Here is a 19,474-nt window from a genome sequence, read left to right on the forward strand (position 1 = left end):
GTCCAGCCCCACCATCGTTAGCCTTCAGGGATGTTCACCTACCGCCTTTGGGTCCAGACCCATCCCTTTCTGTCCGCCGCCCTCCAGTTCGCCCTGCTGGGCACTTTGGGTGAGCTCGCGGCCTCGAGCTTCAGGGCCCGGCGCCCCAGCCTGCCCTGCACCGCCCCCCAGCTGCTGGCCAAGGTCCTGGCCTGGGCCCTGCTCGGCCTCGTCATCAAGGCGGGTTTCGTGGGCATGAGGGGTTTCACCCGGGCCCTGGTGGACCATCACATCCTGCCGGCCTTCCTGGGCGTCGGTCCCGGCGGCGCCTTCGCGCTCTCCGCCCTGACGAACCTCTTCTTCGGCCCGCAGATGATGCTGTTCCACCGCCTGGAGGACAACCTCATCCTCCGTCGCCGCGGATTCGATGGCATGGCGCCTGCGCTCTGGACCCTGCTCTGGTTCTGGGTTCCCGCACACACCCTCACCTTCAGCCTGCCCTTGGACTACCAGCTGGGCCTGGCGGCCCTGTGGTCCCTGGCGCTGGGCGTCATCCTGGGGCTGCGAAGCCGAGATCACTCCCTCCCCAGGGTGTAGGCCACCCCGGGATAGCTCACAAAATGGTAGAGGTTCGCCTCGGCGGTGACACCCAGGCCCTGGCTCCGGACCGGCAGCTGGGGAAAGCTGATCGAGGTGCCGAAGGCGATGGTCTGGCCCGTGGGCACGGGGCTGCCCATCGCGCGGGCCGTCTCTCCCAAGAGCAGCAGGCCGAAAGGGATGGAGAAGCGGCCGCACCAGGGCATTCGGTATTCATCGGGGTTCTGCGGGTTCACGACCGCCGAGAAAAAGGCCCCGGCTTTGGCGGCGGTCACCGGCCCGGCCAGCGGACCCTTCAGCAGGTCGCGATCCCGCGCGACCGCCTCGGTGTAGGGGCCCACGCCCCCTTCGCCGTACGGCGTGTATTTGAAGTCTGTGCCGTAATGAATGCCATCGGAGGAGATGACCACTGCCAAATCTCTCCCCAGGGACCACCCGCGGGCCTTGGCGCTTTCCGCCAGGGCCTTCCCCAGATGCGTGGCCAGTTCCTGGAACCGGTCAAAGGAGGCCGAAGGGACCAGGACCGACACAATCTCCACTTTGGGATTGAGGTGCTTCAGCCAATAGGCGATGGCCTCGACGGAGTGCTCACTGTCCTGCATCGCCGCATCCTGGATGACATCCACCGCCGGAAGCTTCGCCAGCAGATCCTTCCGTAGCTCCGAGACCGGGATCTCCCCGTCGGGGGAACGCCAGGCCCGGTAGGAGTCGAACACCAGCGCATCCTTGGCGCCGAAGCGCCGGTACTTGTGGAAGACGCCCACCAGCACGACAGTCCGGGCCGTCACCAGGGGCAGGATGCGGCGATAGACTCGGCCCGCATAAAGATAGTCATCGTGGGGGCAGATGAGCCCGGCGACCCCGGGAGCGGGCAACGGACCGGCGAACTCCGGGGCGGGAGGAAGCGCGGAGGCCTCCCACACCTGGGCCATCTGATCGGGCCTGGACGCAAACCCCACGGTGTCCTGCTGACCGCGGAGATCGCCCTGGGAGGGGATGCCCATGGCCTTGCGGACCTCTTCCAGCGCCGGGCGTCGGGGTGGTTCAGGCTGCAGGGAGAGGGACGCCTGGCCCAGGGCGGGAAGGCTGGCGAGAAGGCAGGTGAAGACAGCCGGAATGCTTGGCATGGAGGATCTCCGGACCTACCGTAACAGCCCTGCCTGCGCGCCATTCGGGACTTCGATGCCGGATCTGAACCTGACGGCGCAAAAAAAGCCCCCTTGCGGGGGCTGGTCTGGAGGCGCCGATCGGAATCCGGTTCCCGCCGCGCGGCTGGCTGCGCACGGCCCTTCTCGCCCGGAACGCCACATTCAGTGGCGCCCCAGGCGGGGCCTACCTGCGCGCCATCCGCGACTTCGATTCCGACCGGCGCAAAAAAGCCCCCTTGCGGGGGCTGGTCTGGAGGCGCCGATCGGAATCGAACCGATGGATACAGGATTTGCAGTCCCGGGCCTTACCACTTGGCTACGGCGCCTTGCGTTGGTGCGGTGGGCGTTGGTGCTGTGGAGCTTTCAAATGATCCGGGCCGCTTACGCGGCCCGGGCAGTGGAGCGGGTGATGGGATTTGAACCCACGACTTCAACCTTGGCAAGGTTGCACTCTACCACTGAGTTACACCCGCGTGAGACATCAAGACTAGCAATGGCGCGCGATCCGGTCAACGGTCTTTTTCAGCGCGACAGGCGCTGCAGAGCCCGAAGAGCATGAGCTGATGGCGGGTGATCCGGAATCCCGAGAGCTTTTCCAGTTCCGTCAGCGACGCGTCGAGGCCGCAGGCATCCACTTCCGTGGTGCGGCCGCAGCGCTCGCACTGCAGGTGGTGGTGATGGTGCCGTGAGTCGCACCGCACGAACCGCATGACCTGGTCGGGCCCCATGATGCTCTCCGCCCAACCCTCGTGGACGAACCGTTCGAGGTTGCGGTAGACCGTGGGGAGCCCCGAACGGCGCTCGGGCATGCGCTCCCAGATCTCCTCCACGGTAAGGGGGCGATCGGAGTCCTTCAACACGCGCAGGATCCCCTCCCGCTGAGGGGTCTGCCTCATGCCGGCGGCACGCAGAGAGGGCGTGGAGGGGGGTGCGGGTTCCAGCATGGCCTTAGCATGCCAGATTCGGGCATGCTGGAACCTATGCTCCAGCGCACATTGGGCCGCCTGGGCGTGCGGGATGCCAACCCGCCCTTCCTCCCCCTCGCCTTCAGGCTCTTCACCAGCTTCGGCTTGCTGGTGCTCCACCTTGCCCTGCCGGCCGAAGGGCGGGTCGCGGGCCCGGGCGAAAGCGCGTATCTCTTGGCCTTGGGGCTGCTGTTCATCGAGGCCACCTGGGAGGTCGGCCTCGGCCTGAAGGCCCAGGACATCCTCCTCTTCCCCACCCCGCGGCTTCCCTGGATCCGATGGAACCTGGCCCTGGACCTGGTCCTGGTCGCGCTGATCATCGCCTTCCAGGGCGTGATGCAGGAGCGGTTCTCGACGCTGTACATCTTCCCGGTGCTGGCCTCCGCCTTCTACCTGGGGACCGTGGAGATCGTGTGGGTGGGCATCGCCTGCTCCGCCTCCCACATCCTGCTGGTGCTGGGATTCAGCAGCGGCCTGCTGCCTGCCTTCGGGCTCTCCGGGGAGACCCTCGATCCGGACGGGACCCGGCTTCCGTACCTGCTCGGCATCGCCTCGCTGCAGGTCTTCGCGACCACCCTGGTGGTGGTGCTCATCCGGCGGAACCTCGAGCGTCTGAGCACGGATCTCAGCGTCAGCGAGGCGGCTGTGGATGAGCTGTCCGCCCTCCATCGGCGGGTGGTGGATTCCATGTCGTCAGGTCTCATCACCCTGGATCCGGCGGGTCGGGTGACCTCGGCGAATCCGGCTGCCGAAGCGATCCTCGGACGGAGCGTCCCGTTGGGCGTACCGCTGCAGGGCTTGCTCCCCCTGGGAGATCCCCTTCCCACCCAGCGGGGGCGCGAACATCGCTTCGAAGTGACCGTTCAGACCCAGGACGCGCGCCGCCGCATCCTGGGCGGGCACCTCGCCTCGCTGCGGGATGGCCGGGGCCAGGAGACGGGGCAGCTGCTGCTCTTCCAGGACCTCACGGAACTCAAGGCCCTCGAGGAACGGACCCGGATCAGCGAGCGCCTCGCGGCCATCGGGCAACTGGCGGCCGGCCTGGCCCACGAGCTGCGGAACCCCCTCGCTTCCATCAGCGGCTGCGTGCAGCTGCTCCACCAGGGGCAGGCGCCCGTGGATGTGCAGGGCCGGGTCCTCGGCATCCTGGAGCGGGAGACGCATCGCGTGGGCGCCATCGTCTCCGATTTCCTCGATTTCGCCCGGCCCGAGGCCCTGCCCAGTGCCACGCTCTACCTGCCCAGGGTCCTGGAAGAAGCCCGTGCCAGCTGGGAGATGGATCTCCGGACCGGCGGCCTGCCGCTGACCGTGCAGGCGCCCCCCAAAACCTTCCTCCGCTCGGATGCCGTGGGCCTCCACCGCATGCTGATGAACCTCCTGAGCAACGCCCGGAAGGCCGTGAAGGGGATTCCCGCTCCCAGAGTCAGCCTCTCGGCCGTTCAGTCGGAGGGGCAGATCCAGCTGACCGTGGAGGACAACGGCTGCGGCATGGGGCCCGATCAGCTGGACCGCCTGTTCGTGCCCTTTGCGGGGAGCTTCGAGGAGGGCTCGGGCCTCGGCATGAGCCTGGTCTACAAATTCACCGAGGCGATGGGATGGCGGATCGAGGTGCAAAGCCGCCTCGGCGAGGGCACCCGCGTCCAGATTTTCCTACCAGAGGCGGGATCCGAAGATGCATTGGCGGCCCATGGAGATCAGGCGTAAACTTCCGGCAGCTTTCAAGCATCAAATCTGCACACACCCTTGCGGGGTCCACTTGGCACCTGCCAAAGTGGCTTATTCCCTTCCAGTGTCCTCAGGCCGCGCCTCCCCATTGTCGCGTTCTGCCCAGGCTTGAGAGGGACCGGACACCCGCCGATACCTTTGACATTCCACGCACAGCCCGACAGGCCAGGATCTGCCATGAATCGCAAGCTCATCCGACCGAACCTCAGCGAACTCAAGGACAAGCTGGGCATTCCCGCCAAGGCCGGCGGCGGGGAAGCCATGACACCGGTTCCGCCGGCCCTGACGGCCAGCGGCGAGCCGAACCCGGCCACCAACCCGGCCGCGGCCACGGCGCCTCAAGGCCTCGGCAGCCCCCGGCGCAAGATCGCCCCTCCCGAGCAGACCAACGCCGAAAGTTTCTACTACCTCAAGCAGATGCAGTCCAAGACGCCGATGGTGATCGTGCTCCAGGACGACGAGAAGGTGCGCGGGGTCATCGAGTGGTACGACAAGCACTGCCTGAAGATCAATCGGGTGAAGGAACCCAATGTCCTAGTCCCGAAACACAACATCAAATACATCTACAAGCAGGAAGAGGAACCCCGCATCCGGCGGAGCCGCACCCTCAAGAAGGAAGAGCCGCTCACCACCGAGGTGGAAGTCCCCGCCTACGATTGAGGCTGGGCTTCGCGCCCCCCTAGATCACAATCAGGATCACGATTGGGATCACCATGAGCCGCCGACCGCGCATCGCCATCACGCTGGGAGATCCCTGCGGCATCGGGCCCGAGCTGCTGCTCCGTTCCTTGACTGCCATCCAGGTCTGGTCCGATGTTGTGGTCGTGGGCTCCCGGGCGGGGGTGGACCTCCTCGAGGGACTTCCCGGAACCGCCGTCACCTGGTGCTGGGACCCTTCCTCCGCGCCGCCCCCACCTGCCTTCCAGGGCTCCGCGCTGGAGCTTCGGATCGAGGGACCCCAGGGCTCAGCCGCGGCCATCTGGCTGGATCCCACGCCCGACATCGGAGTGGGCGATCTCCACCTGGGCCGGGGCTCTTCAGCTTCCGGCCGGGCCACGGTGGAGGCCATCCGCCTCGCTGCGGGCCTCGCGTCCTCGGGGCTGGTGGATGCCCTCGTCACGCTGCCGATGGCCAAATCCGCCGCCCATCTCGCCGGGTACGACATCCCGGGCCACACGGAGTTCCTCCAGGCCCTCTCCGGCTCGCCCCTCACCCGCATGGCTTTCGTGAGTCCCCGCCTGTCCGTGGTGCTCCACACGGTTCACCAGAGCCTGCGCTCCGTGGTGGACGGGCTCGAGGTCCAGGCCGTGGCTGAGACGCTGGCCTTCTCCGCGGATCGCTTCATCCAGCTCACAGGCAATCCGAATCTGCGCGTGGCGCTATGCGCCCTCAACCCCCACGCCGGCGAGGCGGGGGCTTTCGGCCAGGAAGAGGCACTGTTGTCGGAGGCCCTGGCCCGAGCCGAGGCCGCCTTCCGGAAAGCCGGGCCCGCAGGGCCTTTCGCGGCCCTGCCCTCCCCCTTTCCGTCCGGCCCCGCACCCCAGGGGTGGACGCTCCATCCGGGAGAGACCGCCAGGGTCCCGGTGGAGGCCGGCGGACCTTCCCCCAACTTTCTGGGCCCCCGCTTCTCGGGCCCGCACCCTTCCGACAGCCTGTTCCACCGTGCCGTTTCGGGGGAATTCGATCTGGTCGTGGCCCTGTACCACGACCAGGGGCTCATCCCCATCAAGCTGCTGGAACCGACCCGGGCCGTGAACCTCACCCTGGGCCTGCCCTTCATCCGCACCAGCCCCGACCACGGCACGGCCTTCGACAAGGCCGGCCATTGGATCGCCGATCCGCGGAACTTCCTTGAAGCCACGGCCCTGGCGGTGCGTCTGGCCGGCCGGGCCCGCCACCAGCCCTGGACTGCCCGCGTGGCCACGCCGTGAGGCCTGCCGCTGGCCTGCCTGCTGAAGCGGTGTTCGGCCCCGGCGGCTCCGCCTGGCTCCCCGGTCGCCCCACCCCTGCGGGAGAGGGCCCCCGCACGGCCCTACCCATCCACCAGGGCGTCCCCCGCCACCTGGAGGCCCACCTGGCGCGGCTCCGGGCCGGAGCGAAGGCGCTGGGCCAGGAGGTTCCCTGGCTGGCCGGTGCCGCGGTGGAACTCGGCATCTGGCTGGCACTCGGGCCGGCCTCGGAAGGTGCCTTGCGTCTGGCGCTTCACCTGGAGCTCCGGCTCCTCGCGGCGCGGCTGGAGGTCCTGCCCTCCACGCCAGCACCCTACCGTCTGGCGCCCTTGCCCCATCCCATGGGGGACCTGCGGTCCAACCCCCTGGCCCCCCACAAAGGGCTCTCGGGCCCCTGGCGCCCTCCGGCCATGGCCGCAGCCCACCGCCGCGGCGCGGAGGATGCCCTCCTGCTGTGGCCCGATGGGACTTTGGCGGAGACGGCCATCGCGGCCGTGGCCCTGGAGCGCGGGGGGGCCCTGATGATCCCGCCTGCCCCGGGCCGGGTGGCCAGCGTGGCGGAGCGGCTGGATCTCCCGGCCTGGGCAGAGGCCCGGGGCTTGGCCCTGGAAACCCGGGACATCCCCCTTGGAACCGAGGGACAGCTCTGGTGCCTGAACGCGTTGCGCGGTATTTGGCCCGCAATCCTTCTCTGAGTCCCCGGCTCGACCTCCAAGGATGACCGTGCAGCTGTTGTAGGCTGGTAGCGGGAGGTGGCATGTCCACGGTGGCAGTGATCCTGGCGGCGGGCCTCGGAACCCGCATGAAATCGCGGCTTCCCAAAGTGCTGCACCCCATCCTCGGCGACCCGACCCTGCTCTGGGCCCTGCGGGCCCTCCCTCCCGGCCTGGGTGGCGCGGTGGTGGTGGTTCACCACGGCAAGGAACAGGTTCTGGCCGCCCTGGAGGCCTGGCAGAAGGCCGGGCTGCTGCCCTGTCCCGTGAGCACTGTGGACCAGGGGGAGCCCCTCGGCACCGGCCACGCCCTCCAGGTCTGCATCCCCGAACTGGACCGCCTCGGCGCCAGCCAGGTGGCCATCCTCTGCGGGGATGTGCCGCTGACCTCACCCGCCACGGTATTCCGGCTCTGTTCCGCCGAGGCCCTGCTGCTGGCCATGGACCTCCCCACCCCCGGCTCCTACGGCCGGGTGATCCAGCACGCGGATGGCCGCCTCGCCAATCTGGTGGAGGCCAAGGACGCCACCCCCGACCAGCTGGCCGTCCAGCGAGTGAACGGCGGCGCCTATGCCCTGCCCTGGCCCGCCTTGAGGAAGGCCCTCCAGGGCCTCAAGAACGACAACGCCCAGAAGGAGTACTACCTCACGGATGCCGTGGCGGCCGTGGCCAAGGACCTTCCTGTGGCCGTGGAAGTCTGCGATCCCGAGGAACTGGCCGGCATGAACTCCAGGCACGATCAGGCGGCCCTGCAGGCGGCGGCCCAGCGGCGGATCCAGCGGCACTGGATGGCCGAGGGCGTGACCTTCCTCCATCCCGACAGCACGCTGGTGGGACCGCGGGTGGTCCTTCACCGCGATGTGCTGCTCGAACCCGGCGTGCGGATGGAGGGCTCGGTCCTCGTCGGTGAGGGCTGCCGCATCGGCCAGGGCACCGTGATCACGAATTCCGTCCTGGGCGACGGCGTGGACATCCGGCCCTACTGCGTCATCGAGCAGGTCCTGGTGGGTGCGGGCGCCAAGGTGGGCCCCTTCGCCCGGCTGCGGGAGGGTACCGACCTGGCCGAGGGGGTCCACATCGGCAATTTCGTGGAGACCAAGAAGGCGAAACTCCACCGGGGCGCCAAGGCCAACCACCTCGCCTACCTCGGCGATACGGAGATCGGCGAAGGCACCAACATCGGCGCGGGGGTCATCACCTGCAACTACGATGGCGTCAACAAGCACAAGACCACCATCGGCCGCCGGGTCTTCGTCGGATCGGACACCCAACTGGTCGCTCCCCTGACCATTGGCGACGGGGCCCTCATCGGCGCGGGCAGCACGATTACGAAGGATGTCCCCGCCGATGCCCTGGCCCTCAGCCGGACTCCGCAGACCAGCCGCGAGGGGGGTGCCTCCAAGCTGCGCGACCGACAGAAGAAGCCGTCTGGGTTAAGCTAGCCTTTTGCGTCCCGGAGCCCCATGGTCCTGACCCTCTTCGACAAGACCGGCGCCCGCGTGCTGGGGGCCCTCGAGACGACCGGGGACTTTGCGGTGCTCGCAGGGCGGACCTTCGCCGCCATCTTCAAGCGCCCCTTCGACGGCAAGAGCCTCATGAACCAGCTCCATTCGCTGGGCGTGAACTCCATTCCCGTGGTGGTGCTCACGAGCATCGCCGTGAGCATGGTGTTTGCGGTGCAGCTGGCCTTCGGCTTCCGCCAGTTTCAGGCGGAGGGTCTGGCCTCCCAGGTGGAGGGTCTGGCCATCGTCCGCGAGCTGGGGCCGGTGATTACGGGCCTGATGCTCTCCGGGCGCATCGGCTCGGCCATGGCCGCGGAGCTGGGCACCATGCAGGTGACCGAGCAGATCGATGCCCTGGAGTGCCTGGCGACCGATCCCATCCACTACCTCTTCGTGCCGCGGTTCCTGGCCGCCGTCGTCATGGTTCCCCTCCTCACGGTGGTCTCCATCTATGTGAGCTTCTGGGGCGGCTACATGATCCTCGTCGGCGTGGAAGGCCAGAGCGCCTATGTCTACAGCAGCGAGTTCTACAAGTTGCTGGCCTTCCGCGATCTCCGCATCGCCCTCATCAAGGCCCTGGTGTTCGGGATGATCATCGCCCTGGTCGGCTGCTGGAAGGGATATCGCACCCACGGCGGCGCCGAGGGCGTGGGCAATGCGCCCACCAGCAGCGTGGTGACCAGCAGCCTCTGGATCCTCGTCTCCGACTTCTTCCTGACCAAGCTGTTGTTGGTGTGACGGCATGGCGCTGATCGATGTCGTCAATCTCTCCAAGGCCTTCGGTCCGAAGGTGGTGCTATCCAATGTGAACCTGCAGGTCCAGGAGGGCGAGAGTCTCGTGGTCCTGGGCGGGTCCGGCACCGGCAAGACCGTGCTGCTCCGCAACATCATGGGCCTGCTGACTCCCGACTCGGGCCATGTGGCCATCGAAGGCAAGATCATCGCCCAGCTGGACCGGGAGGAACTGTTCAAGGTCCGCCAGAGCATCGGCATGTGCTTCCAGATGGCGGCCCTCTTCGATTCCATGACGGTGTTCGAGAATGTGGCCTTCGGCCTCCGGCGGCACCTCGAGATCACCGAGGACGAAGTGCAGGCCCGGGTGGAGGAATGCCTCTCCATGGTGGGCATGAAGGGCACCGACAAGCTGAAGCCCGCTGAACTCTCCGGCGGCATGAAGCGCCGCGTGGGCTTCGCGCGCGCCATCGCCCTCAAGCCCAAGATCCTCCTCTTCGACGAGCCCACCACGGGACTGGATCCGGTGATGACCGATGTCATCGGCCGCGTGATCCTGGACCTCAAGCACGAGCTGGGCGTCACCACCATCACCATCACCCACGACCTCAAGTCCGCCTTCGAGATCGCCGACCGCATTGCCCTGCTCTTCCGCGGCGAGTGCATCGCCTGCGAGTCGCCGGCGGCCTTCAAGGTCAATCCCCATCCCGTCATTCAGCAGTTCCTGCGGGGGGATGCGGATGGCCCCTTCCTTCAGGACCCGCCCCCGCCCAAGCGCAAAACCCAGGAGGCCCACCCATGAAGCTCGAAACCAAAGTCGGCCTCTTCTTCACGGGCGCCATCTTCCTGCTGGCCGTGCTCATCCTCCGGACCGAGAAGCTGGAGGTCGGCGGCAAGCGCAACCAGTCCGAGCGGTTCACCATCTTCGACTCCGTGGCCGGACTGAGCCTCCAGAGCGCCGTGCGCATCGCCGGCGTGAAGGTGGGCGATGTGCGCACCATCGCCCTTGAGAACGGCAAGGCCCGCGTGGCCATCGGCCTGGGCAACGAAGTGCAGGTCTACCGCGATGCCAGCGTATCCCTGGGCTCCATCGGCATCCTGGGTGAGAAGTTCATCGACCTCGATCCCGGCCACAGCGCGATGGGTCCCTTCCCCGAAGGCGTGCCCCTCCCCAGCAAGGCCGGCGTGAGCCTGGACAACCTCATGGAGACCCTCTCCGAGATCGGCAAGAATGTGAAGGGCGTCACCCAGTCCCTGAACGAATCCATCGGGGGCGAGCAAGGCCGCCAGAAGCTCGACGAGATCGTGGACAACATCCGCGTGCTGACCGCCGAGTTCCGCTCCATGGCCCAGGAGAACCACGGGGCCATCAACAACACCATGGCCAATGTCGAGGCCATCAGCTCCGACCTGCGCGACAAGCTGCCCAAGCTCGCTCAGCAGTTCGAGACCGTGGGCAAGAACCTCAACGCCATCCTGGAGGAGAACCGCCCCGAGCTGAAGGGTGTCATGAGCGATGTCCGCAAGCTGGCCCAGAGTTTCCAGGGGACCGCGGAGAACATGAAGGTGCTCACCGACCGCATCAACAAGGGCGAAGGCACCATCGGCAAGCTGCTCAATGACGAGACCACCATCAAGAAGATCAACGAGGCCGTGGACAATGTGAACGGCATGCTGGGCGGATTCAACAAGATGGACTTCCGCCTGGACATGAACGCGGCCCAGTGGGACAAGCGCAAGGACAGCCGCGTGGGTCTTGGCCTGGAAGTCGCGCCCCGGCCCGACTACTGGTACGCCCTGGGCTTCGCCTCCACGCCGGATGGCAAGCTCAGCGAGAGCACCCGGACCGTCACCCAGATCGATCCCGTCACGGGCCAGTCCGTCAGCGTGCTCGAAAAGAACAAGTTCGTCACCACGGACCAGAGCTTCACCGTATCGGCCCAGTTCGCCAAGCGCATCGGAGCCGCCATCTTCTCGGCCGGCATCGTCGAGGGCAAGGGCGGCGGCGGACTGGAGTTCCGCACCCTGGACGACGACCGCCTGCGATTCGGCATATTGGCCTACGACTTCACCAAGCGGGACGACAAGCCGAATCCCCGCTACCGCTTCACCAGCAGCTACCAGTTCTGGAAGGGCGCCTACATCCAGGCCGGCGTCCAGGACATCGGCAACAAGGATCTCCGCACCGTCTTCTTCGGCGGCGGCCTGCGCTGGAAGGATGATGACTTGAAGAAGATCATCGGCCTTGCCGGAGCCGCCAAGTGAAGGAACCCCGCGCCCTGCCCCAGCCCGGCCCCCTGCCGGTGGAGCGGGGCGCGCTGTTCCTCTGGGTTCGTCGGGGCGTACCGCTGGCGCTGGCGGTCTTCGCCTTCGCCTTCGCCGCGCTGCACTCGGCCGGTCGGGGCTGGTGGCTGCTGGCAGGCACGGGGGCCCTGGCCGCCGCCTGGCCCAGTTTCCTCCGGGGAGAGGCCTTTCTCCGCAACCGGGCTGCGGTCATGCGCCAGGATTGCCTCTGGACCAACGCCCTCCGGCCGCTGGCCCGGCGGTTGGGGCAGGAAGATGCGTGGATCCTCTCCTTCTGCGGCCACAACAATCAGCGCGTCCGGGAGGCTCTGGGAAGCCGCCGGGCCAAGCGGGCCCTCATCCTGCTGCCTCACTGCATCCAGATGGCCCGTTGCAAGGCTGGCATCCTCGACGACCTTCAGGCCTGCTACGACTGCGGCCTCTGCCCCGTGGGCGATTACATGAACGCCGCCCTTCTGAACCGGTGGGAAGGCCGCATCACCAACCGCAGCCACAAGGCCTATCGCGAGGCGCGGGAATTCAGGCCGGATCTGGTGGTGGCGGTGAGCTGCACGGACCGCCTGCTCAAGGGACTCACGAAAATGCCGGAGATCCCCTGCTATGTGATCCCCCTGTCCCTGCCCCACGGCATGTGCGTGGACACGGACTTCAGCGTGCCTCATGTGTTCGCCGCCATGGAGGCCCTGGTGGAGCCCAGGCGCCCCGGCGACATCCAGCCGCTCAGGCGTGAGGGCATCGCGTGACCGGAGCGGCCCCCCGCTTCCCGTTGCGCACCTTCGTCCAACGCCTCCTCGGCCCGAAGGTCACGGCGTACTTGCTCCACCTGCGCCCGTTGGAATGGCCGATCATGACGGCCCACTTCCTGCTGGGCACCCTGTTGGCCTCGGGCTGGCCCCTGACGGCGGGCCCTGCCCTCCTGGGCTGGCTGGTGTTCGTGGCTCTGATGAACGGGGGCACCCTGGCCATCAACAGCGCCTTCGACCAGGACGAGGGTGACATCGGGTATCTCAAGGCACCACCCAAGCCCCCTGACCACCTGCTGGCCTTCTCCGTCCTGCTGTTGGCCTTCTCCGCCCTGCTGGGCTTCCTGCTGCCCCGTCCCTTCGCGCTCCTCAACCTCGCCTGCGTGGCCATGAGCATCCTCTACTCCGTGCCCCCGGCACGCCTCAAGGCCCGGGCCGGGTGGGATCTGCTCATCAACTGCCTGGGGTTCGGCCTGTTCACACCCCTGGCGGGCTGGGCCCTCACCGGCCGGCCCTTCAGCCCGGCCATCCTCAGGGCCGCCCTCGGCTTTGCCTTTCTCTTCGCCGCGCTCTACCCCATGACCCAGATCTACCAGGTGGCCGAAGATGCCCGCCGGGGTGATCGCACGCTGGTCATCCGCGTGGGCGTGGGCCGGAGCCTGGGATTGGCTCTTGGGGCGGCCCTGGCGGCCCATGGGCTTTTCGCCGCCGCCATCCTGGCCAAGGGGCGGAACCCCTGGTATCTGGCCCTCTCCCTGGGGGCCTGGCTGGCCGTCCTGCTCCCCTGGCTGGGCCAGTGGCGCACCTGGTCGGATCATCGGCACGAAGCTGGCATGTACTGGGGCCTGGGTGCCTGGGCCGTCACGGACCTGAGCCTATTGGTCCTTTTGTGGCCTTGAGCAGGAATTGCCCTTGAGCAAGGGACCTCCCGATCCGATAGACTAGGAACAAGTGACAACAGTCGGAATCTTCAGGAGCGTGCATGGGATTCAGCAGGGGTTTTCGGTTGGCAGGAGTCGTCTTGGCCGCGGGATGTGCGGCCCTGAATGCTGGCTCGACCCATTCCGCAACCAAACTGACCCTGAAGTCCGCTTCGGCCCTGGTACTGGATCAGAGCACGGGTCAGACCCTGTTGGAAAAGCAGGCCGGCGCCGTGGTGCCCATCGCGTCGATCACCAAGCTCATGACGGCCATGGTGCTGCTGGACGCCCACCTCGACCCCCAGGAAATCCTCACCATCACCAATGATGACAAGGACATGCTGCGCCACAGCAAGTCCCGCCTGCCCGTGGGCACCCGCCTGCCCCGGGAGCAGGCCCTGCTGCTGGCCCTGCTGGCTTCCGAGAACCGCGCCGCGCACGCCCTGGGCCGCACCTTCCCGGGGGGCCTCTCGGCCTTCGTCCAGGCCATGAATGCCAAGGCAAAGGAACTCGGCCTGACCGGGGCCCGTTTCGAAGATCCCACGGGCCTTTCGAGCGGCAATGTGGCCACGGCCCGGGACCTGGCCCGCATCCTCGAAAGCGCCTACAACTACCCCGAAATCCGTGATTTCACCACCCGGCCCGAGACCAGCATCCTGTCCGGCCGGAAGAGCATCCAGTTCCCCAACACCAACGCCCTGGTGCGCAGCCCCCGCTGGAGCATCGGCCTCTCCAAGACCGGCTACATCGAAGAGGCCGGCCGCTGCCTCGTCATGCAGGCCATGCTGGCCAACCGGCCCGTGCTCATCATCCTGCTGGATTCCTGGGGGAAATACACCCGCCTGGGCGACGCCAACCGCATCAAGCAGTGGATGGAAGCCCGCCTCGGCACCAAGGGCTGAGGGCCCGTTGCTCGTTCCCGAGGTCCGGCTCCCCTTCCCCCTGTCCTGGGGATTCTCCACCCGCCTGGATCCGCCTGAGGATCTGCCCGTCCGGCGCCTGAACCAGGTGCACCGCTGCGGCGTGGTGGAGGCTTCGACGGGCACCGAGGGATCCGTGGTGGAGGGCGATGGACTCTGGACCACCGCCCCGGGCGTCCGCCTTGGCGTGCGCGTGGCCGATTGCGTCCCCGTGCTGCTGGCCGGCCCGCTCCCCGGCGGCCGCCTCTGGGCCGCTGCCCTGCATGCGGGCTGGCGGGGCGCCACCGGGCACGGCGATGACTCCCCCTTCGAGGGACCCGGCCGGGGCATCCTGCGCCGTGGCACGGCACGCTACCGTGCCCTGGGAGGGCGCCCGGCGGACCTGGTCTGGGCCTTCGGCCCCGCCATCCTGGCCTGCCACTTCGAGGTGGGTGAGGAGGTCATCGAGGCCGCGCGCCGGGATCCCGCCTGGCACGAGGGGTTGCGTTCCAAAGGTCCCTCGGGGACACCCCATCTCGACCTGCATGGCTTCCTGCGTGCCCAGGCCCTGGATCTGGGCCTGGATCCGGCCCGGGACGGCAGCGTGCCCCTTTGCACCGTGTGCCGTCCCGACCTGCTCTACTCGTACCGCCGCGGCGAGACCACCGGCCGCCAGTGGGGCTGGGTCGAGATCGGATAACCTGAGAGACCGCCTCGCTCCTGATGACTGGGGCTTGAAGATTCAAGACTGAGGATTGCCATGCTCAACATTACGGATGTTCGCATCACCAAGGTGGAAGGCGACGACAAGCTGCGGGCCTTTGCGGGCCTGGTGATCGATGACTGCTTCCTGGTCGGCGACCTGCGGGTGGTGGAGGGCGAGGACGGCTACTTCGTGGCCATGCCCAGCCGGCGGAAGCGCGATGGCAGCTTCAAGGACATTGCCTATCCCCTGAACAACACCCTACGCGAACAGATCGAGGAGCGTGTGCTCCTGGCCTACGAGACCGCCACCGGAAACCGCGCCCTCAGCCGCATCGAGCGCGGCGAAGCCGCCGTGGTGCGCCCCGACCTGCTGAGCGTCGAGGAATTCGGGTTCACGCCCAAGAGCAATCCCTGAACGAGCCCCTGGCCCGGGCTTGATCCGAGAGTCGGACTTGGGCGGGACGCAGAGCCGCGCTATGCTTGCCTTTGCGCCTGGGGAGTAGCCAAGTGGTAAGGCAGCAGGTTTTGATCCTGCGTACCGAGGGTTCGAATCCTTCCTCCCCAACCAATGCTGTCCGGGGGCTCCGCGCTTTGCGCAGACCCCGGACTTCCACGCAGAAGCCCCAGTCAGCAGGGATTTTTGCCTGCACCTGCACCTGAGGGACTCGAAGGCTGGGATGGCCTTGCGGCCCCTTCCCCGGGTCACAAGGGGAACCGCAGACCCTTGTCCCCACGGACCTCCACCGTCTCGCTCTTGCTTCCCCGGCCACCCCGGACGGTGATGGTGTGGCGGCCTTGCGCCACCTGGACGCTGCTGCCATCGCTCTCGATGCCCGCGTCCTGGCCATCCACGAAGACCTTGCCGGTACCGGGGAAGGTTTCGACGGTGAGGGTGGCGAGAGCCGGAAGCGTGAGGGGGAGGACCTGACCTGCAGACACGCTCAGCACGCGGCTGTCCTTGTAGAAGTGCCTGGGACTTGCGAGCTCGACCTTGTGGGATCCCGGCGGCAATGCCAGCTTGGCGCCGGGGCTGAGGTCGCCCAGATCCTTGCCATCCACTTTTACGCGCACACCGAATCCACCCGCCAGCTTGAGGGCCCCGGGGGCGCTGGGATCCAGGGGCGGCTCCTGCCGGGTATCTGCGGTGGTGGCCTCCTTCAGTTCAAAGACCCGCCCTCCCGGGACCTCGCCGGGCCCGAAATCCGAGGCGTACCCCAGCTTTTCTTTGGTGAGCGTGAGGCGGTGGGGCTGCCCCTGGTTCCAGCGGACCTTCAGGGGCGTCACACCCTCCAGCGGCTTCTCGTCCAGCACGACGGCGGCCCCCTGGGGCACGGAATCGAGCGTCTCCTCCGTGATGATGGCCTCCAGGGGGAAGGCCGGCGGTGCCTCGCCCGGCTTGAACGCATAGAGAATGGGTTGGAACCCCTTCAGCTCGAGACGCAGCTGGTCGCCCGCCTGCAGCGGCTGGTTCATGGGCGTGGCGCCCACGGCCAGGCCGTTCACGAAGACCTTGGCCCCGGTCGGCCGGGAGTCGATCTGCAGCCGGGTACCCTTCGGCCCCCGGAACAGGAACCAGCCACCCACCGCCAGGACCCCCGCGGCGGCCAGACCCAGCCAGACCCGACTGGCCCGGCTGGGCTCGACCCGTGGCACCACCATGGTCTCGTCGAAGGAAGTGGAGGTGATCTCCGGGAGCGGTGAATCGCCGCTCAGCTTCATGAGCCCGAGGATCTCGCGCCGGTCCTCCTTGCCAAGCTCCACCACCGCGTCGAGCAGATCCCGCACGAAGGCCGTGCAGGTGGCGTGCCGGTCCTCCGGCCGCTTGGCCAGCACCTTGTCGAAGACCCGTCGCCATCCCTCAGGCAGGATGCCGGTGACCGGAGGCTGCACCTCGACGGGGGGTTCATTCACGATGCGATAGAGGATGGTGTTGATGGAGTTGCCGGGAAACGGAGACTGGCCGCTCATCAACTCGAAGACCAGCACTCCGAAGCTGAAGATGTCCGACCGGCTGTCCACCGTGCCTTCGCGGATCTGCTCGGGGCTGGCATAGCTGGGGGTTCCCAGGAAGGTGCCCGTCTGGGTAAGGCTGGCGTCCTCCCGCTTGGCGATGCCGAAATCCATCAGCTTGGTGCGGCCATCCTCGCCCACCATCGCGTTGCCCGGCTTCACATCCCGATGGACGATCCCCTTGGCGTGGGCGTGGTCGAGGGCCTCCGCCAGCCCCACGGCGATCCGCAGCTTTTCTTTCGTCGGGAGCGGCGGGCCGGTCTTGATAAGGCCATCCAGAGGCTTTCCGGACACGAACTCCATGGCCAGGAAGGGTCCCAGGCCCTCCTCTTCCCCCACATCGTAGATGGCCACGATCCCCGGATGGTTGAGCAGGCCTGAAACCTCGGCTTCTCGCTGAAAACGAAGGAGATATTCGTGGCGATCTGCCTCGGTCCGAGCCGCATCCATCCGCATCAGCTTGATGGCCACCTTGCGCTTGATGCGGGGATCCTCCGCCAGCACCACGCTGCCCATGGCTCCGGAGCCCAGCAGGCGCAGGACCTGGTAGCGGCCGATGGATTGGGGGAGGTTCAGGTTGTCGAGGTCGGCCATGTCAGCATCCTACCGAACCCATCGGAGATGAAGAGGTAGATTGTTAGGTTTTTCGTGGATTTTCCCATCGTCCCTGCCAGACTATAAGCAGGCCCACTGACCTGGGCTGTGGGAGGTTTATTCCGTGATGGAAGTCGTCAAGACCATCGTGCTCGGCACCTACTTCACGCTGCTCACCATCCTGAGCATCTACGGGGCGCATCGCCTCTGGATGCTGCTGCTCTACTACCGCCACAAGAATGAGGTTCCCCAGCCCAAGGGCGACGAGAACTATCTCCCGGTGGTCACCGTGCAGCTGGCGGTGTTCAACGAGATGAATGTCATCGAGCGCCTCATGGACCATGTCGTGAAGATGGACTGGCCCAAGGAGAAGCTCGAGATCCAGGTGCTGGACGATTCCACGGACGACACCGTCAAGGTCGCCAGCGCCGTGGTGGACCGCTACAAGGCCCTCGGCTTCGACATCCACTACCTCCATCGCACGGACCGTACGGGCTTCAAGGCCGGCGCGCTCTCCGAGGGCCTCAAGGTCGCCAAGGGCGAGCTGGTGGCCATGTTCGACGCCGACTTCCTTCCCACCGAAGACTTCCTTCGCAAAGCCGTGCCCCACTTCGCCGACGAGAAGGTGGCCTTCGTCCAGGGCTGCTGGGCCCACCTGAACCGCGAGTTCTCCCTGCTCACCCAGGTGCAGGCCATCCTGCTCGACGGCCACTTCGTCTTCGAGCACACGGCCCGCCACCGGTCCCACGCCTTCTTCAACTTCAGCGGCACCGCCGGCATGTGGCGTGTCTCCGCCATCGCCGACGCCGGCGGCTGGGAGCACGACACCATCACCGAGGACGCCGACCTGTCCTACCGCGCCCAGCTCAAGGGCTGGAAGGGCGTCTACCTCAAGGATCTGGTCGTCCCCGCCGAGCTGCCCGTGGAGGTCAACGCCTTCAAGAGCCAGCAGCACCGTTGGGCCAAGGGCAATGCCCAGGTCATCCGCAAGCTCATGAAGACCATCTGGAAGTCGAACGAGAGCCTGCACACCAAGCTCGAGTGCTGGTTCCATCTCACGGCCAACTGCAACTACATGCTGATGGTCGTGCTCTCCGTCATCATGGTGCCCGCCATGATCTTCCGGGCCGGCACCCCCGTGCATGTCCTGCTGCTCACGGATGGCCCCTTCTTCCTCCTGAACGCGGTGAGCGTGGGCCTCTACTTCGGCCTCTCCCAGAAGGAGCTGACGGACAATACCGGCTGGCAGTCCCGCCTGAAGTACATCCCCGGCCTCATGGGTCTGGGCATCGGCCTCGCCCTGAACCAGGCCAAGGCCGTGCTGGAGGGCTTCTTCACCGACGACAAGGAGTTCAAGCGCACCCCCAAGTACGGCGTGGATGCCACGGGCAAGACGGTCACCAAGCGGGCCTACAAGGTGCCCAAGAGCCTCATGACCTTCCTGGAGCTGGGCTTCGCGATCTACTACTTCGCGGCCGTCCTCGTGGCCATCTGGATCCGCAAGTGGGCCTCGGTCCCCTTCCTATGGCTCTTCTTCAGCGGCTTCTCCTACATGAGCATCCTGTCCCTGGCCGATGTGAAGCTGTTCCGGCGCCTGGCCATGGATGAACCGGCCGACGACGCCCAGAGCGCCGCGAACTTCGTTCAGTAGCCCCGGCTTCCGATCAGGGACCATGGCTCGCCCAGCCGCCCGTCCCGGATCCTCCCGCCCCCGCGCCGCCGCCTTGCGGTACCGGCCGGAGGCGCCCTTCCAGGACGCGGCGCCCCGGCTGGTGGCCAAGGGCCAGGGGCTCCTGGCGGAACGCATCCTGGAGCTGGCGAAGCAGCACGGCGTGGTGGTCTCCAAAGATCCCGACCTGCTGGCCGCCCTCGAACCGCTGGACCTGGACCGCCTCATCCCCCCTGAGCTTTTCCAGGCCGTCGCCGTGCTGCTGGCTGCCCTCTACCGGGCCAACAAGAGCCTGGCGCCACCCCCTTCCTGATCCGAGA

19 protein-coding genes and 3 tRNA genes are annotated in these 19,474 nt (G+C 67.1%); 17 read left to right on the forward strand and 5 right to left on the reverse strand.

Features of this window, described 5'->3' with window-relative positions:
* The first annotated feature begins 30 nt into the window (after positions 1–30).
* Complete coding sequence (locus QZ647_RS06910) at positions 31–576, forward strand: hypothetical protein (protein WP_291271455.1); 546 nt, start codon at positions 31–33, stop codon at positions 574–576.
* Here QZ647_RS06910 and amrB read toward each other — a convergent pair.
* The 4 genes from amrB to QZ647_RS06930 all read right to left on the reverse strand — a co-directional run bounded on the left by amrB (position 555) and on the right by QZ647_RS06930 (position 2,620).
* Positions 555–1,703, reverse strand: a complete 1,149-nt coding sequence (amrB, locus tag QZ647_RS06915; RefSeq protein WP_291271456.1) for an AmmeMemoRadiSam system protein B — start codon at positions 1,701–1,703, stop codon at positions 555–557. The genes QZ647_RS06910 and amrB overlap by 22 nt on opposite strands.
* Positions 1,704–1,975: 272 nt before the next feature.
* Positions 1,976–2,050, reverse strand: a tRNA-Cys gene (locus tag QZ647_RS06920).
* 72 nt (positions 2,051–2,122) lie between these two features.
* A tRNA-Gly gene (locus QZ647_RS06925) sits at positions 2,123–2,197 on the reverse strand.
* Positions 2,198–2,233: 36 nt separating this feature from the next.
* The gene (locus QZ647_RS06930; RefSeq protein ID WP_291271457.1) at positions 2,234–2,620 is read right to left on the reverse strand and encodes a transcriptional repressor; all 387 of its coding nucleotides are present in this window, start codon (positions 2,618–2,620) and stop codon (positions 2,234–2,236) included.
* 72 nt (positions 2,621–2,692) lie between these two features.
* Here QZ647_RS06930 and QZ647_RS06935 point away from each other — a divergent pair, with 72 nt between their 5' ends.
* From QZ647_RS06935 to QZ647_RS07000, 14 genes are all read left to right on the forward strand, one after another.
* Positions 2,693–4,393, forward strand: coding sequence for an ATP-binding protein (locus QZ647_RS06935; protein WP_291271458.1), 1,701 nt, complete (start codon positions 2,693–2,695; stop codon positions 4,391–4,393).
* Positions 4,394–4,591: 198 nt separating this feature from the next.
* The gene (locus tag QZ647_RS06940; RefSeq protein WP_286353078.1) at positions 4,592–5,074 is read left to right on the forward strand and encodes an LSm family protein; all 483 of its coding nucleotides are present in this window, start codon (positions 4,592–4,594) and stop codon (positions 5,072–5,074) included.
* Positions 5,075–5,127: 53 nt separating this feature from the next.
* On the forward strand, positions 5,128–6,345 hold the full coding sequence (locus tag QZ647_RS06945) for a 4-hydroxythreonine-4-phosphate dehydrogenase PdxA (protein ID WP_291271459.1): 1,218 nt from the start codon (positions 5,128–5,130) through the stop codon (positions 6,343–6,345).
* A complete protein-coding gene (locus QZ647_RS06950) occupies positions 6,342–7,058 on the forward strand; it encodes an aminotransferase class IV (RefSeq protein WP_291271460.1) in 717 nt (238 codons plus the stop codon). Before QZ647_RS06945 ends, QZ647_RS06950 begins: the two co-directional genes overlap by 4 nt.
* Positions 7,059–7,120: 62 nt before the next feature.
* Positions 7,121–8,518 carry a bifunctional UDP-N-acetylglucosamine diphosphorylase/glucosamine-1-phosphate N-acetyltransferase GlmU gene (gene glmU / locus QZ647_RS06955; RefSeq protein WP_291271461.1) on the forward strand — a complete coding sequence of 466 codons (1,398 nt, stop codon included), beginning with the start codon at positions 7,121–7,123 and terminating at the stop codon, positions 8,516–8,518.
* 21 nt (positions 8,519–8,539) lie between these two features.
* Positions 8,540–9,316: an ABC transporter permease gene (locus tag QZ647_RS06960; protein ID WP_291271462.1), complete on the forward strand. Its 777-nt coding sequence runs from the start codon at positions 8,540–8,542 to the stop codon at positions 9,314–9,316.
* A 4-nt stretch (positions 9,317–9,320) separates the two neighbouring features.
* Positions 9,321–10,112 carry an ABC transporter ATP-binding protein gene (locus tag QZ647_RS06965; protein ID WP_286353073.1) on the forward strand — a complete coding sequence of 264 codons (792 nt, stop codon included), beginning with the start codon at positions 9,321–9,323 and terminating at the stop codon, positions 10,110–10,112.
* Positions 10,109–11,575: an MlaD family protein gene (locus QZ647_RS06970; protein ID WP_291271463.1), complete on the forward strand. Its 1,467-nt coding sequence runs from the start codon at positions 10,109–10,111 to the stop codon at positions 11,573–11,575. Before QZ647_RS06965 ends, QZ647_RS06970 begins: the two co-directional genes overlap by 4 nt.
* Complete coding sequence (locus QZ647_RS06975; protein WP_291271464.1) at positions 11,572–12,357, forward strand: DUF116 domain-containing protein; 786 nt, start codon at positions 11,572–11,574, stop codon at positions 12,355–12,357. The genes QZ647_RS06970 and QZ647_RS06975 overlap by 4 nt, the downstream gene beginning before the upstream one ends.
* The gene (locus tag QZ647_RS06980) at positions 12,354–13,256 is read left to right on the forward strand and encodes a UbiA family prenyltransferase (RefSeq protein WP_291271465.1); all 903 of its coding nucleotides are present in this window, start codon (positions 12,354–12,356) and stop codon (positions 13,254–13,256) included. The genes QZ647_RS06975 and QZ647_RS06980 overlap by 4 nt, the downstream gene beginning before the upstream one ends.
* A 122-nt stretch (positions 13,257–13,378) precedes the next feature.
* Entirely contained in the window at positions 13,379–14,179 is an 801-nt protein-coding gene (locus QZ647_RS06985) for a serine hydrolase (RefSeq protein WP_291271466.1), read from the forward strand.
* Between the two features lie 7 nt (positions 14,180–14,186).
* Positions 14,187–14,876 carry a polyphenol oxidase family protein gene (locus tag QZ647_RS06990; RefSeq protein ID WP_291271467.1) on the forward strand — a complete coding sequence of 230 codons (690 nt, stop codon included), beginning with the start codon at positions 14,187–14,189 and terminating at the stop codon, positions 14,874–14,876.
* 60 nt (positions 14,877–14,936) lie between these two features.
* The gene (locus QZ647_RS06995; RefSeq protein WP_286355980.1) at positions 14,937–15,296 is read left to right on the forward strand and encodes a SpoVG family protein; all 360 of its coding nucleotides are present in this window, start codon (positions 14,937–14,939) and stop codon (positions 15,294–15,296) included.
* A gap of 78 nt (positions 15,297–15,374) precedes the next feature.
* A tRNA-Gln gene (locus tag QZ647_RS07000) sits at positions 15,375–15,449 on the forward strand.
* 134 nt (positions 15,450–15,583) lie between these two features.
* Here QZ647_RS07000 and QZ647_RS07005 read toward each other — a convergent pair.
* Positions 15,584–17,485: a serine/threonine-protein kinase gene (locus QZ647_RS07005; RefSeq protein ID WP_291271468.1), complete on the reverse strand. Its 1,902-nt coding sequence runs from the start codon at positions 17,483–17,485 to the stop codon at positions 15,584–15,586.
* Positions 17,486–17,612: 127 nt separating this feature from the next.
* Here QZ647_RS07005 and QZ647_RS07010 point away from each other — a divergent pair, with 127 nt between their 5' ends.
* Both QZ647_RS07010 and QZ647_RS07015 read left to right on the forward strand, forming a co-directional pair.
* Entirely contained in the window at positions 17,613–19,136 is a 1,524-nt protein-coding gene (locus QZ647_RS07010; protein WP_291271928.1) for a cellulose synthase family protein, read from the forward strand.
* A 22-nt stretch (positions 19,137–19,158) separates the two neighbouring features.
* The gene (locus QZ647_RS07015; protein ID WP_291271469.1) at positions 19,159–19,467 is read left to right on the forward strand and encodes an EscU/YscU/HrcU family type III secretion system export apparatus switch protein; all 309 of its coding nucleotides are present in this window, start codon (positions 19,159–19,161) and stop codon (positions 19,465–19,467) included.
* Positions 19,468–19,474: the final 7 nt, after the last annotated feature.

This window comes from Geothrix sp., assembly GCF_020622065.1.
GTDB lineage: Bacteria > Acidobacteriota > Holophagae > Holophagales > Holophagaceae > Geothrix.

Bases quoted from the DNA above. Each gene is read 5' to 3' on its own strand.
- QZ647_RS07010 (WP_291271928.1), top strand. From the start codon at position 17,613: ATGGAAGTCGTCAAGACCATCGTGCTCGGCACCTACTTCACGCTGCTC.
- QZ647_RS06960 (WP_291271462.1), top strand. From the start codon at position 8,540: ATGGTCCTGACCCTCTTCGACAAGACCGGCGCCCGCGTGCTGGGGGCC.
- QZ647_RS06930 (WP_291271457.1), bottom strand. From the start codon at position 2,620: ATGAGGCAGACCCCTCAGCGGGAGGGGATCCTGCGCGTGTTGAAGGAC.
- QZ647_RS07015 (WP_291271469.1), top strand. From the start codon at position 19,159: ATGGCTCGCCCAGCCGCCCGTCCCGGATCCTCCCGCCCCCGCGCCGCC.
- QZ647_RS06910 (WP_291271455.1), top strand. From the start codon at position 31: ATGTTCACCTACCGCCTTTGGGTCCAGACCCATCCCTTTCTGTCCGCC.
- QZ647_RS06945 (WP_291271459.1), top strand. From the start codon at position 5,128: ATGAGCCGCCGACCGCGCATCGCCATCACGCTGGGAGATCCCTGCGGC.
- QZ647_RS06940 (WP_286353078.1), top strand. From the start codon at position 4,592: ATGAATCGCAAGCTCATCCGACCGAACCTCAGCGAACTCAAGGACAAG.
- glmU (WP_291271461.1), top strand. From the start codon at position 7,121: ATGTCCACGGTGGCAGTGATCCTGGCGGCGGGCCTCGGAACCCGCATG.
- QZ647_RS07005 (WP_291271468.1), bottom strand. From the start codon at position 17,485: ATGGCCGACCTCGACAACCTGAACCTCCCCCAATCCATCGGCCGCTAC.
- QZ647_RS06995 (WP_286355980.1), top strand. From the start codon at position 14,937: ATGCTCAACATTACGGATGTTCGCATCACCAAGGTGGAAGGCGACGAC.
- amrB (WP_291271456.1), bottom strand. From the start codon at position 1,703: ATGCCAAGCATTCCGGCTGTCTTCACCTGCCTTCTCGCCAGCCTTCCC.
- QZ647_RS06965 (WP_286353073.1), top strand. From the start codon at position 9,321: ATGGCGCTGATCGATGTCGTCAATCTCTCCAAGGCCTTCGGTCCGAAG.
- QZ647_RS06970 (WP_291271463.1), top strand. From the start codon at position 10,109: ATGAAGCTCGAAACCAAAGTCGGCCTCTTCTTCACGGGCGCCATCTTC.
- QZ647_RS06935 (WP_291271458.1), top strand. From the start codon at position 2,693: ATGCTGGAACCTATGCTCCAGCGCACATTGGGCCGCCTGGGCGTGCGG.